At 62.4% G+C, this 12417-nt stretch carries 12 protein-coding genes and 1 tRNA gene; 7 read left to right on the plus strand and 6 right to left on the minus strand.

The annotated features are described in order from the left end of the window. Positions 1 to 49 precede the first annotated feature (49 nt). From SynA1524_RS01495 to sfsA, 3 genes are all read right to left on the minus strand, one after another. Complete coding sequence (locus SynA1524_RS01495; RefSeq protein ID WP_186498662.1) at positions 50 to 1249, minus strand: 4-hydroxy-3-methylbut-2-enyl diphosphate reductase; 1200 nt, start codon at positions 1247 to 1249, stop codon at positions 50 to 52. A gap of 104 nt (positions 1250 to 1353) precedes the next feature. Then, positions 1354 to 2826, minus strand: coding sequence for an ammonium transporter (locus SynA1524_RS01500; protein ID WP_186498663.1), 1473 nt, complete (start codon positions 2824 to 2826; stop codon positions 1354 to 1356). Positions 2827 to 2931: 105 nt separating this feature from the next. Beyond that, the gene (sfsA, locus tag SynA1524_RS01505; RefSeq protein ID WP_186498664.1) at positions 2932 to 3696 is read right to left on the minus strand and encodes a DNA/RNA nuclease SfsA; all 765 of its coding nucleotides are present in this window, start codon (positions 3694 to 3696) and stop codon (positions 2932 to 2934) included. Between the two features lie 69 nt (positions 3697 to 3765). On the opposite strand from sfsA, the gene murJ reads away from it, so the two are divergent. Then, a complete protein-coding gene (gene murJ, locus SynA1524_RS01510) occupies positions 3766 to 5373 on the plus strand; it encodes a murein biosynthesis integral membrane protein MurJ (RefSeq protein ID WP_186498665.1) in 1608 nt (535 codons plus the stop codon). Here the strand turns inward: murJ and SynA1524_RS01515 are convergent. From SynA1524_RS01515 to SynA1524_RS01525, 3 genes are read right to left on the minus strand one after another with little or no spacing between them, the layout of a single operon-like run. Then, on the minus strand, positions 5360 to 5623 hold the full coding sequence (locus SynA1524_RS01515; protein WP_186499435.1) for a cytochrome-c oxidase: 264 nt from the start codon (positions 5621 to 5623) through the stop codon (positions 5360 to 5362). The genes murJ and SynA1524_RS01515 overlap by 14 nt on opposite strands. A gap of 26 nt (positions 5624 to 5649) precedes the next feature. Then, on the minus strand, positions 5650 to 5940 hold the full coding sequence (locus tag SynA1524_RS01520) for a DUF3181 family protein (RefSeq protein WP_186498666.1): 291 nt from the start codon (positions 5938 to 5940) through the stop codon (positions 5650 to 5652). Positions 5941 to 5972: 32 nt separating this feature from the next. Continuing rightward, on the minus strand, positions 5973 to 6227 hold the full coding sequence (locus tag SynA1524_RS01525) for a hypothetical protein (protein WP_042504096.1): 255 nt from the start codon (positions 6225 to 6227) through the stop codon (positions 5973 to 5975). Between the two features lie 92 nt (positions 6228 to 6319). Between SynA1524_RS01525 and SynA1524_RS01530 the strand changes: the two genes are divergently transcribed. From SynA1524_RS01530 to SynA1524_RS01555, 6 genes are all read left to right on the plus strand, one after another. Continuing rightward, positions 6320 to 6393, plus strand: a tRNA-Arg gene (locus SynA1524_RS01530). 103 nt (positions 6394 to 6496) lie between these two features. Next, positions 6497 to 7786, plus strand: coding sequence for a serine hydroxymethyltransferase (gene glyA, locus SynA1524_RS01535; protein WP_186498667.1), 1290 nt, complete (start codon positions 6497 to 6499; stop codon positions 7784 to 7786). 93 nt (positions 7787 to 7879) lie between these two features. After that, positions 7880 to 9019: a glycosyltransferase family 4 protein gene (locus SynA1524_RS01540; RefSeq protein WP_186498668.1), complete on the plus strand. Its 1140-nt coding sequence runs from the start codon at positions 7880 to 7882 to the stop codon at positions 9017 to 9019. After that, positions 9012 to 10265, plus strand: coding sequence for a competence/damage-inducible protein A (locus SynA1524_RS01545; RefSeq protein ID WP_186498669.1), 1254 nt, complete (start codon positions 9012 to 9014; stop codon positions 10263 to 10265). The genes SynA1524_RS01540 and SynA1524_RS01545 overlap by 8 nt, the downstream gene beginning before the upstream one ends. 33 nt (positions 10266 to 10298) lie before the next feature. After that, positions 10299 to 11717, plus strand: a complete 1419-nt coding sequence (gene leuC, locus SynA1524_RS01550) for a 3-isopropylmalate dehydratase large subunit (protein ID WP_186498670.1) — start codon at positions 10299 to 10301, stop codon at positions 11715 to 11717. After that, positions 11717 to 12331 carry a 3-isopropylmalate dehydratase small subunit gene (locus SynA1524_RS01555; RefSeq protein ID WP_186498671.1) on the plus strand — a complete coding sequence of 205 codons (615 nt, stop codon included), beginning with the start codon at positions 11717 to 11719 and terminating at the stop codon, positions 12329 to 12331. The genes leuC and SynA1524_RS01555 overlap by 1 nt, the downstream gene beginning before the upstream one ends. Positions 12332 to 12417 lie beyond the last annotated feature (86 nt).

Below are 12417 nucleotides of genomic sequence, written 5' to 3' on the forward strand. Positions count from 1 at the left end.
GGGACTGAGACGGTTCAGGAGTTGTGAACCAATGTAAAGCTGAGGGCAATCAGCTCTCGCTGAGCAGCATCAGTTTCTCGATCACTTCTTCCACGGCCCGATCCGGTGTCGAGGCGCCGGAGGTGATGCCAACGGTGACTGGTCCAGCCGGCAGAAAGTTGCTTTCGCGTCGCAGGTTTTCGTTGAGTGGGTTGTGTTCAATGGCATTGGCCTGGGCATCGAGACGATCCGGCGTGTCGATGTGAAAGGAGCGGATGCCGCGGCTCACCGCGATCTCCTGCAGGTGCGTGGTGTTGGAGGAGTTGAAGCCGCCGATCACTACCATCAGATCAAGCGGTTCGTCCACGAGGGAGAACATGGCGTCCTGACGCTCCTGGGTGGCATCGCAGATGGTGTTGAAAGCCACGAAGTGATCGTTGAGCTCAGCTGGGCCGTACTTGCTCAGCATCGTGCGTTCGAACAGGCGTCCGATCTCTTCGGTTTCGCTTTTGAGCATCGTGGTCTGGTTGGCCACGCCCAGGCGTGAGAGATCACGGTCCGGGTCAAAGCCAGGGGAGCAGGCGGCGGAGAAGCGCTGCATGAAGGCGTCACGGTCGCCCTTGCCCAGGATGTAATCCGCCACGATCTGGGCTTCCTCCATGTCCAGAACCACCAGGTAAGTCCCAGCAAAGGAGCTGGTGGCGAGGGTCTCCTCGTGCTTCACCTTGCCGTGGATGATCGAGGTGATCGTGTGCTTCTTGTGCTTCTCCACCGTGGTCCACACCTTGGAAACCCAGGGGCATGTGGTGTCCACGATGTGGCAGCCCCGTTCGTTGAGCAGCTGCATCTCCTGAACGGTGGCGCCGAAGGCGGGAAGGATCACCACATCACCGGAGGTGACGCCGGAAAAATCCTTGACGCCTTGTTCAACAGGGATGAACTGAACATCCATCTCGCGCAGATGGTCGTTCACCGAAGGGTTGTGGATGATCTCATTGGTGATCCACAGGCGCTCGGCGGGGTAGTGCTTGCGGGTCTCGTAGGCCATGGCCACGGCCCGCTCCACCCCCCAGCAGAACCCGAAGGCCTCGGCCAGGCGAACCGTGAGCCGGCCATGGCTGAGTTTGTAGCCGTTATCCCGGATCGTGCCGATCAGGCCGCTCTGGTAGGCCTGTTCCAGGCTCTCGGCCACTTCCTCGGCCCGTCCGAAGCCCCGCCGGTTGTAGCGCTCTGAATGGTGGAGGGAGCGCTTGAAGGCGTGGGTGTCCATAACGGGCGCTGCAGTGTGATGACTCTATGGGGCGTGCTGCGATCAGCAGGCCATCAAAAAGCCCGGCCCTGAGGGCCGGGCAGTGAACTGAACCCTGAAAGGGATCAGTTGTTGGTGGTGGAGAAGCCGGCGTAGGCCTCCATGCCGTGCTCGCCGATGTCCAGACCTTCGGTCTCCTCCTGCTCGGAGACGCGGATGCCACCGAAGAGAGCACCGATGATCTGCCATGCGATGAAGCAGGTCACAACGGTCCAGATGGCATAAGCAGCGGTACCCAAAGCTTGGATGCCGAGCTGTTCAACACCACCGCCGACCAGAAGGCCGAGGGGGGAACCATCACCCTGAACGTCGAAACCCCAAAGGCCTATCACCAGGGTGCCCCACACGCCGCAGACGCCATGGACGGAGAAGGCGCCGACGGGATCGTCAATGCCCGCAGCGTCCAAAGCCGCCACCGAGAAGACCACGATGATGCCGCCCACCAAGCCGGCGAACCAGGACCCGGCAAGAGTGAGGTTGCCGCAGCCGGCGGTCACGCTCACCAGACCGGCCAGGATGCCGTTGATGATCATGGTGAGGTCAGGCTTCTTGGAGGAGATCGTGGAGATCACCGTGGCGCCGATGGCACCGCCGGCAGCGCCGAGGGTGGTGGTCACAGCCACGTAGGGGACCCACTGGTCCATGGCCAGTTGGGAGCCGGGGTTGAAGCCGTACCAACCGATCCAGAGGATCAGCGCGCCGAGCGTGGCGATGGACATGTTGTGGCCAGGGATGGCCTGCACTTTTCCGCCGACGTATTTACCGATGCGGGGTCCAAGCAGTGCAGCACCGACAAGGCCAGCCCAGGCACCGACGGAGTGCACGATTGAAGAACCGGCGAAGTCGATGAATTCCTTGTTGCCGACGCTGTTGAGCCAGCCTCCGTTCCATTCCCAGGCACCGGCGATCGGGTAGATCACAGCTGTCAGCACCAGGGCGAAGATCACGAATTCACCGAACTTGATCCGCTCAGCCACAAGACCGGAAACGATCGTGGCTGCGGTTCCGGCGAAGGCGGCCTGGAACAGGAAATCAACGGTGGGGACCAGGCCGGCATCGCTGATGGTTTCAGCCGTGACGGTGGGGTCAAAGAAGAATCCGGCGAAGTACAGCCAGCCCTCAATGGCGGCGTCGCCGTACATAAAGGAGTAGCCCACGAACCAGTAGGCCGTCACCGCCAGGGCGAACACAAATAGGTTCTTGGCCAGGATGTTGACAGCGTTTTTCTGACGGCACATGCCGGCTTCCACCATGGCGAAGCCGGCGTTCATGAAGATCACCAGGATGGTTGCTACCAGCAGCCAGAGGTTGTTGGCGAGGAAGGCTGCGTTGAGATCCGGCAGCTCTTCGGCTTTGGCTGAAAGAGTGAAAATGCCCAAGCCCATCAGCGCCAGAGGGGCGCAGGCGAGCCAGGTCATGGCGCGGTTGGAGCTGAAGCCACGGATGCTCTTAAGCAGCATCAAAGGGCCTTCCAGGAGGCTGGCCTCCTGAAGTGTTTTGCGACGCCTTTGGGGCGGCGCTTGGAACGCAGTTGTCATAAATGAGAGAGCAGAGCTGCTGGTCTCGCCGGAGGGCGTATCCGGCTGAACGCACCCAAGTTGCATTGCAGGCTGCACCTCAAGTGTTCTTCTTGATACAAAATCTCAAACTGGTCTCAAGGGTCTGACCCCTTCCCAGCGAATTCCATCCGCCTGGAAGCGGAAGCAGCAGGGCAGCACCTCCACGCTGGCTTTGATTGCCTGGCGGAACAGCTCTCCATAGCGCGGATCCGCGCTGTCCCCTGGCGCGAACTCCGTCACATCCGGACGACTCAGACAGGGAACCAACACCGCTCTGGCATCCGGAAGAACACCCATCAGCTCCACTAGGTGCTTCTGGCCACGTTCAGTCACCGTGTCAGGAAATAATGCTGTGGGACCATCGGTCCAGGTGGTGTTTTTCACCTCGAGATAAATCGGCCGCTGATCCGGATTGGAGTCGGCCGGTGTGAGCAGCAGATCAATCCGGCTGCGTTTGTTGGCTCCGTAGGCCACTTCGGCGCGGATACTGGCGATGGCTCCCAGCTGAGCGGCCAGGCAGCCGGCTTCGATAGTGGCCCGGATCAAACGGTTGGGCAGCGCCGTGTTGATGCCCACCCAGCAGGGGGCACCGTCCGCTCCTGGCACCTCGGCTTGCTCCCAGGTCCAAGCCAGCTTGCGCTTGGGTGAGGGGGCATGGCGCAGTCGCACCCGCTGGCCTGGGATCAACACCCCAGTCATCGGGCCCGTGTTGGCGCAGTGGGCGGTGATCACCTCTCCGCTGCTGAGTTCCACATCCGCCAGAAAACGCTTGTAACGCTTGATCAGAACGCCTTCTTCAAGCGCTTCAAAGCTGAGCAGGGCATCGCCGGGGGTCGTGCAGCCGGTCATGGCTCTAGCCAGGGTGTGCCCATGGTCTCCTGTGCTCCCACCACAATGCGGCCATCATCTGGGGATCGAATGGTGCGTTCACTCAAGGGCATCGCCCTGGTGGTGACCCTTGGCACGCTGCTCAGCAAGGTGGGAGGCCTAGTGCGGCAGCTGGTCATTGCTGCAGCCTTCGGCGTGGGCGCTGCCTATGACGCGTACAACTATGCCTATGTGCTGCCTGGATTTCTGTTGATCCTGCTGGGGGGAATCAACGGCCCCTTTCACAGCGCCATGGTCAGCGTGCTGAGCCGTCGTCCGCGAGCTGAAGGAGCTCACATCCTGGCGGCCTTGAACACCAGCGTGAGTGCCTTGCTCCTGCTTGTCACGCTGCTCCTGGTGCTGGCGGCTGATCCCTTGATCACGCTGGTGGGTCCAGGGTTGAGCCCGGAGCTGCATGCCATCGCCACTGTGCAGTTGCAGGTGATGGCGCCGATGGCCCTGTTGGCCGGTCTGATCGGCCTCGGCTTCGGCTCACTCAATGCCGCCGATGAGTTCTGGATCCCGGCGATTTCACCGTTGATGTCCAGTGCTGCGCTGGTGGTTGGGGTTGGGCTGCTCTGGTGGCAGTTGGGCAGCGGGATCACCTTGCCGTTTGCTGCCATGAGCGGTGGCGTGGTGCTGGCGCTGGCCACGCTTGTGGGGGCCTTGCTGCAGTGGCTGATTCAGCTGCCGGCCTTGATCCGTCAGGGTCTGGCGCGGTTTCAACTGGTGTGGGATTGGCGCCATCCCGGCGTGCGGGAGGTGTGGCAGGTGATGGGGCCAGCAACGTTGTCCTCCGGGATGCTGCAGATCAATGTGTTCACGGATCTGTTCTTCGCCTCTGGGATCGCAGGTGCTGCAGCGGGTCTGGGTTACGCCAATCTGCTGGTGCAGACGCCGCTGGGGCTGATTTCCAATGCCCTGCTGGTGCCCCTGCTGCCGACCTTTGCCCGTCTCACGGCCCGTGAGGATCGCCCCGAGCTGGTAGAGCGCATTCGCCAGGGACTGATGCTGTCAACGGCGTCAATGATTCCTCTGGGTGGGCTGTTCATCGCCCTGGGGGCGCCGATCGTGGCGCTCGTGTACGAACGCGGCGCGTTCGATGCTGCCGCGGCGCAGCTGGTCACCGGGCTGTTGATGGCCTACGGCCTCGGGATGCCGGTTTATCTCGGCCGGGACGTGCTGGTGCGGGTGTTCTATGCCCTTGGTGATGGCACCACACCGTTTCGGTTTTCGTTGGCGGGGATCGGCCTCAACGTGATCTTGGACTGGTTGCTGGTGGGTGGACCAACGCCGTGGGGCAATCAGTCGCCCATCAATTTCGGGGCGCCTGGACTGGTTCTGGCCACCGTGGCGATCAATGCACTCACATGCCTGGGTCTGCTCCTGGCCCTGCGCCAACGCCTCCAGGGACTGCCGCTGCGCCGGTGGGGACGTGATGCGTCATGTCTGAACCTTGCGGGTTGGATGGCGGCGGCTGTGGCCTGGGCCCTGCAGAGTTGGTTCAGCTGGCCGCAGGGACCGGTCGGTCTTGGGCTGCAGATCGCTTTGCCAGGCTTGCTTGGACTGCTTGTGTACGGCCTGGTGGCAATAGCCTTCGGCATCGCCGAGGTTCAGGACATCGCAGCGGTGGTTGGGCGCAGGCTCAGGCGTCGATGAGTCGTACGTCCCGCTCTTCGCGCACCTGAATCGGCAGTTCGAGCTGTTGGCGTCCCACCAGCTGAGGGCCCTGCACCGACACAATTCGCGCTTCGATGCCGAACTCCTTGAAGGCCGTATCCAACTCCTGAATCAGCGCCTTCTCCACCTGTGCTTCCGGGTCCACCACCCGACCGATCAAACGTTCCCCCAGCCGGCCGATGCGCTGACGCACCACCTCGCGTGCGTTGGTGACTTCGATGATCAGCACACCATCGCCCTCGGATGGCCGCAACCTTATCGGCAGTAGGGCTCCAGGATCTCCTCGAGTTCACGAAGCTGTGCCGGAGGCATCAGGCGCGAGAGCGGCAGCTTGCTGGCTCCACCAGCCACGGGAACTGTCACTGCCTCCAGAGACTTTCTCGCGGCCACCGAGGCCCCCTGGTCAATCAGGGCACTGCACTCAATGGCGAGAGGCTGGGCCAGATCTGCATCACCGAGATACAGATGCCAGCCGGAAACCTGGATGTAGAGGCGATCAGCCAGGGTGGATTGCAGCTCCTGCAGGTCGGCAGCGGGGAGAGACATCTGCGGTGATGGCATCTCCGCCCATGCTGCCGTTATTCCGCTGGTTCAATAGGTCCTGGGCGCTGGACCAGCACAGCGATAAACTGAACGAGCAGCACACCGAACCAGATCCCGGTGATCCAGGGCAGCCGATCGGCGGGAAACGGCTGACGCATCTCCTGCACGAACCAGGCACCGCTGTTCACGGCCGCAAAGACACCTGCGTGCAAACAGAGATTCACGATCCGCTCGAAATGGCGGTACGTCGGATCGGTTGGGTCAGCAGGGCCGTACCAGCGGATCGGCATCTCGACGATGAACGCAGTTCTCCCCCGATCCTGCCGCGCGTGTGCTCCAGTTGACGACGGGCCCCTCGATGGGGTCTCATGGTTTCACGCCAGCGCTTGTAGCTCAGCGGATTAGAGCATCTGACTACGGATCAGAGGGTCGGGAGTTCGAATCTCTCCAGGCGCGCTTGAAAACTGCCCAATTGGGCAGTTTTTTTTTGAGCAGCTGTTGTTCCAGTTTCCTTTCGAAACGGTTTCTTACGATCAAGGCAGGACAACGCCCGGGCGTCATGAGCGACAGCACTGCTTCTTCGATCAACACAGGTCTTGTGGCCGCCGATCCCGCCATTGCAGCCCTAATTGAGAAGGAGCAGCAGCGTCAGGAAACCCACCTGGAACTGATCGCCAGCGAAAATTTCGCCTCCCTGGCCGTGATGGACGCTCAGGGTTCGGTGCTGACGAACAAGTACGCCGAGGGGCTCCCCAGCAAGCGGTACTACGGCGGTTGTGAGCACGTTGATGCCATCGAAGAGCTGGCGATCGAACGGGCCAAGGAACTCTTCGGTGCGGCCTGGGCGAATGTGCAGCCCCACAGTGGTGCCCAGGCCAATTTCGCTGTCTTCCTAGCGCTGCTTCAGCCCGGAGACACGATCATGGGGCTAGACCTCTCCCATGGCGGTCACCTGACCCATGGCTCGCCTGTGAATGTGAGCGGCAAGTGGTTCAACGTGGTCCAGTACGGCGTCGATCGGGAGTCCCAGCGGCTCGACATGGAGGCCATCCGGCAGCTGGCTCTCGAGCACAAGCCGAAGCTGATCGTCTGTGGCTATTCGGCTTACCCCCGCACCATTGATTTCGGCGCCTTCCGCGCTATTGCCGATGAGGTGGGTGCGTTCCTGCTCGCCGATATGGCTCATATCGCTGGTCTGGTGGCGGCAGGCGTGCATCCCAGCCCCGTTCCCCACTGCGATGTGGTCACCACCACCACCCACAAGACCCTGCGCGGTCCCCGCGGTGGTCTGATCCTCTGCCGGGATGCCGACTTCGCCAAGAAATTCGATAAGGCTGTGTTCCCTGGCAGTCAGGGCGGACCTCTGGAACACGTCATCGCGGCCAAGGCGGTGGCCTTTGGCGAGGCGCTGCAACCAGCGTTTAAGACCTACAGCCAGCAGGTGGTAGCAAATGCAGCCGCTCTGGCAGAGCGGTTGATCGCCCGCGGCATCGACGTCGTCAGTGGAGGCACCGACAACCACGTGGTGTTGCTTGACCTTCGCTCTGTCGGCATGACCGGCAAGGTGGCTGATCTTCTCGTCAGTGATGTCCACATCACGGCCAACAAGAACACGGTGCCGTTTGATCCCGAATCCCCCTTCGTCACCAGCGGCCTGCGCCTTGGTACCGCAGCACTCACCACCCGGGGCTTTGATGCCGATGCGTTCCGCGAGGTGGCGGATGTCATCGCCGACCGCCTGCTGAACCCTGAGGATGACGCTGTTCAGCAGCAGTGCCTGCGGCGGGTTGAAGCGCTCTGCCAACGCTTCCCGCTCTATGCCGCTGCGCGTCAGCCGGCGCTTGCCTGACTGGACCAAGTCCCTGTGGATCCAAAGGTTCACTCTCCCTAGGATCCGGAGAACATCTTCCCTGCAAAGGGTTGTTCTGATTCAGGAGCCTGCGTGTCCCTCGCTGCCAGCCCCTTAGTGGTTGCCACGCTGAGTTTCCTTCTGGCAGCTGGGGTCACGATGGTTCTGGTCCCTGTTGTCCGTGGCCTGGGACTTCGGCTCCAGCTCACAGATCAGCCTGATCCCCGCAAGCAGCACACCGCCCCCATGGTCCGGTTGGGGGGCATCGCGATGGTGGCTGGCTTTGGACTGTCGCTCACCGTGATCTGGCTGCTCGGTGGATTTGGCCTGCTCGCTCCGGCCCGGGATCAGCTGATCTGGAGCACGCTGGCGGGTTCGTTGTGCTTTTTTCTGATTGGTCTTGCCGACGACCTGTTCGACCTTTCACCCTGGCCCCGGCTGGCGGGTCAGTTCGCTGTTGCCTGCGTGATCTGGAGCCAGGGCGTCCGCATCGGAGCCATTGATCTTCCCTGGGTGAACGGGTCCGGCTCAGCGATCGTGCTCAGTGACAGCCTGAGCCTCCTGGCCACTGTGATCTGGTTGGTCGGCATCACCAACGCGATCAACTGGCTGGATGGGCTGGATGGCCTAGCCGCCGGTGTCGCCGGCATCGCCGCCGTTGGGCTGATCTCGGTGAGTTTTTCCCTGCATCAGGTGGCGGCCGGTTTCCTGGCGGCGGCCCTCGCCGGGTGCTGTCTTGGCTTTCTCCGTCACAACTTCAATCCAGCCCGCATCTTCATGGGCGATGGCGGTTCCTATTTCCTTGGTTTCACCCTTGCCGCGGTCAGCATCGTCGGCCCGGCGAAGGGGCTGACCACCGTCAGCCTGCTGTTGCCGCTGCTGATCCTTTCCCTGCCGCTGGCCGACATGTCGGCGGTGATCATGGGGCGCCTGCGGGAGGGCCGTTCCCCCTTCCATCCCGATCGTCGACATCTGCATCACAGGCTGCTGCGGGCCGGTTTCAGCCATCGCCGCACGGTGTTGCTGATTTATGTCTTCACCCAGTGGCTGGCGTCCCTGGCCCTGGTGGTGGCCAATGCCGAAATGCGCTTTCTCTGGTTGGCACTGGCCACAGCGATCCTGGTGGCCACCGTGGTGATCAGCCGGCGTCAGCTTCAAACAGAGCGGGCCCTCACCCAGACATCACCATCCCCAGAAGCCAGCCTCACCTCCTGCCGCGATCGCCATGGCTGAAGCCGGTGTCGAAATTCTCTGCGTTGGCACGGAGCTTCTTCTGGGAGACATCCTCAATGGCAATGCCCGTTGGATTGCCGAACGGCTGGCGGGCCTTGGACTTCCCCACTACCGCCAGACCGTCGTTGGCGATAACCACCAACGGTTGGCCGCCGCCGCCCGCGAGGCCAGTGGGCGCTGTCGGGTTCTGATCACCACCGGTGGTCTTGGTCCCACACCGGATGACCTCACTACAGAATCCCTGGCTGCGGCATTTGAGACTCCTCTTGAGGAACGTCCGGAGCTTTGGGACGAGATTCAAGCCAAGCTCTCGGCCGGTGGTCGGGCGGTGGCGCAGAGTAATCGTCGCCAGGCCTTTCTTCCCAGGGGTGCGGCTGTGCTGCCCAATCCCCTGGGCTCGGCCCCCGGCATCATCTGGTCCCCCCTGCCGGATTTCACGATCCTCACCTTCCCTGGTGTGCCCTCGGAGATGCGGGCGATGTTTGAGGCCACGGCGGAACCCTGGCTGCGGCGTCACGGGGGGGCAACAGGGGTGTTCGTGAGTCGCCTGTTGCGCTTCAGCGGCATCGGTGAATCCAACTTGGCTGAGCAGGTGGCTGATCTGCTTGAGGGGGTGAATCCCACGGTGGCGCCGTACGCCTCCCTTGGAGACGTGAAGCTCAGACTCACGGCTCGTAGCAGCTCCGCAGAATCTGCAGCGGCTCTGTTGGATCCGGTGGAAGCTGAGCTGCGCCGCCGTACCGCTCAGCATTGCTACGGCACCAACGACGACAGCCTGGCGTCGGTGGTGTTGGCGTTGCTCCAACGGTCGGGGCAAACCCTCTCGGTGGCGGAGTCCTGCACCGGTGGTGGTCTTGGCGCCGCGTTGACGGCTGTTCCAGGTTCATCTGCTGTGTTTGCCGGTGGGGTGATTGCATACAGCAATGAGGTGAAGCAGCAGCTGCTCGATGTCCCTGCCGAGCTGCTTGAGCGCCATGGAGCTGTCTCGGATCCAGTGGTGACGGCCATGGCCGAGGGGGCGCGGCAGCGTCTGGGGACGGATTGGTCGATCGCGGTGAGCGGCATCGCCGGGCCCGGTGGCGGAACTGACGAGAAGCCTGTCGGGCTGGTGCATCTGGCAGTCAGCGGTCCCGATGGTTGTGAGGCGACTGCGGAACGGTTCGGTGACCGACGCGGGCGGGGTGCCGTTCAGCAGCTCACGGTGATCCGTGCCTTGGATCGCCTGCGTCGACGACTGCTGGCCTAGTCGTAGGGTCAACGGTCCCTGCAGCAGAGCGGCTTGAGTTCCGGCACCCTCTACGACAAGGTGTGGGACCTGCATCGGGTGGCAGAGCTTCCCGGCGGATCCACCCAACTGTTCGTGGGTCTTCATCTGATCCATGAGGTCACCAGTCCTCAGGCGTTTGCGGCGCTGCGCGACAAGGGTCTGAGCGTGCGCTACCCCGAGCGGACTGTGGCCACGGTCGATCACATCGTGCCCACCACCTCCCAGAGCCGTCCGTTTGCGGATCCCGTGGCTGAGGAGATGCTCAGCACCTTGGAGCGCAACTGTGCCGACCATGGGATCACCCTCAACGGCATCGGCAGCGGCCGACAGGGCATCGTGCATGTGATCGCTCCGGAGCTGGGGCTGACCCAGCCCGGGATGACTGTGGCCTGTGGCGACTCCCATACGTCGACCCATGGGGCCTTTGGCGCCATCGCATTCGGCATCGGCACCAGTCAGGTGCGCGATGTGCTGGCCAGTCAGAGCCTGGCCATGTCCAAGCTCAAGGTCCGGCGCATCCAGATGAACGGTCGGCTGTCTGATGGGGTCTCGGCCAAGGACCTGATCCTTCACGTGATCCGGACGCTCGGTGTGAAGGGGGGCGTCGGATTTGCCTATGAGTTCGCGGGCCCAGCGGTGGAGGCGCTGTCGATGGAAGAGCGGATGACCCTCTGCAATATGGCGATCGAGGGTGGTGCCCGTTGCGGTTATGTCAATCCAGATCAAGTCACCTTTGATTACCTCAGCGGTCGAGCAGGAGCCCCTACGGGCGCTGCCTGGGATCGGGCCGTGAGCTGGTGGCGCGGCTTGGCCAGCGATCCGGACGCTGTGGTGGATGACGAGGTGGTGTTTGATGCGGCCAGCATCGCTCCCACCGTGACCTGGGGAATCACACCGGGTCAGGGGCTGGGCATCGATGAGTGCATTCCGCAGCTTGAGCAGCTGGAGCCAGGTGAGCGACCCATCGCCGAGGAGGCCTATCGCTATATGGATCTGCAGCCCGGTACCGCCATTGCGGGGGTGCCTGTGGATGTCTGCTTCATTGGCAGTTGCACCAACGGTCGACTCAGCGATCTGCGGGCGGCGGCGGCTGTGGCCCGTGGTCGCTATGTCGCTGATGGCATCAAGGCCTTCGTGGTGCCGGGTTCTGAACAGGTGGCGAAGGCAGCGGAAGCGGAAGGACTCGATCGTGTGTTCCAAGACGCTGGCTTCGAGTGGCGTGAACCGGGTTGTTCGATGTGTCTGGCGATGAATCCCGATCGCCTCGAAGGCCGGCAGATCAGTGCCAGTTCCAGCAATCGCAACTTCAAGGGACGGCAGGGGTCTGCTAGCGGACGCACCCTGTTGATGAGTCCGGCGATGGTGGCAGCTGCCGCCGTCCACGGCCAGGTGACCGATGTCCGCACCCTGTCCCTTCAATCCGCGGTCTGATGAGCAGCTTTCCTTCCGGTCCGGTGAGCCAGGTGGTGGGTCGCGCCCTTGTCGTCAGCGGCGAGGACATTGACACCGATCGGATCATTCCTGCCCGCTTCCTCAAGTGCGTGAGTTTCGAGGCCCTGGGGGACCAGGTGTTCGCGGATGACCGTCGTGAACGCAAGGGTGAGCACCCCTTCGACCAGGCGCGATTTCAGGGGGCGTCGATTCTTGTGGTGAATGGCAACTTCGGTTGCGGATCCAGTCGCGAACATGCACCTCAGGCACTGATGCGCTGGGGCATCCGCGCGGTGGTGGGCGTCAGCTTCGCCGAGATTTTCTATGGCAACTGTCTCGCCCTCGGCATCCCCTGTGCCACGGCGTCGGCAGCGGAGGTGGAGGCGATTCAGCGACAAGTAAATGATCGTCCGGATCAGAACTGGTCTCTGGATCTGGAAGCTGAACAGCTGTCATCCGCGGATCAACAATGGGGTGTTGCTGTGGATGAGGGGCCGCGGCAGATGTTGCTGAGTGGCCGCTGGGATGCCACGTCGCAGTTGCTGGCCCATGGCCCAGAGGTTCAACAGTTGATGGTGGCATTGCCGTACATCAACGGCTTCAGCAAAGTCTGACGGCATTATCAGACTCTTGTGTCTATGAAAGAGACAGGGTTAGTGAGAGAAGTCCGTGATTCAACTTGGCTGGCTTGCGCTGTTGC

This window comes from Synechococcus sp. A15-24 (assembly GCF_014280195.1).
GTDB lineage: Bacteria > Cyanobacteriota > Cyanobacteriia > PCC-6307 > Cyanobiaceae > Parasynechococcus.

Coding starts and splice junctions, on each gene's coding strand:
- SynA1524_RS01495 (WP_186498662.1), bottom strand. CDS start 1,249: ATGGACACCCACGCCTTCAAGCGCTCCCTCCACCATTCAGAGCGCTAC.
- SynA1524_RS01500 (WP_186498663.1), bottom strand. CDS start 2,826: ATGACAACTGCGTTCCAAGCGCCGCCCCAAAGGCGTCGCAAAACACTT.
- sfsA (WP_186498664.1), bottom strand. CDS start 3,696: ATGACCGGCTGCACGACCCCCGGCGATGCCCTGCTCAGCTTTGAAGCG.
- murJ (WP_186498665.1), top strand. CDS start 3,766: ATGGTGCGTTCACTCAAGGGCATCGCCCTGGTGGTGACCCTTGGCACG.
- SynA1524_RS01520 (WP_186498666.1), bottom strand. CDS start 5,940: ATGTCTCTCCCCGCTGCCGACCTGCAGGAGCTGCAATCCACCCTGGCT.
- SynA1524_RS01525 (WP_042504096.1), bottom strand. CDS start 6,227: ATGCCGATCCGCTGGTACGGCCCTGCTGACCCAACCGATCCGACGTAC.
- glyA (WP_186498667.1), top strand. CDS start 6,497: ATGAGCGACAGCACTGCTTCTTCGATCAACACAGGTCTTGTGGCCGCC.
- SynA1524_RS01545 (WP_186498669.1), top strand. CDS start 9,012: ATGGCTGAAGCCGGTGTCGAAATTCTCTGCGTTGGCACGGAGCTTCTT.
- SynA1524_RS01555 (WP_186498671.1), top strand. CDS start 11,717: ATGAGCAGCTTTCCTTCCGGTCCGGTGAGCCAGGTGGTGGGTCGCGCC.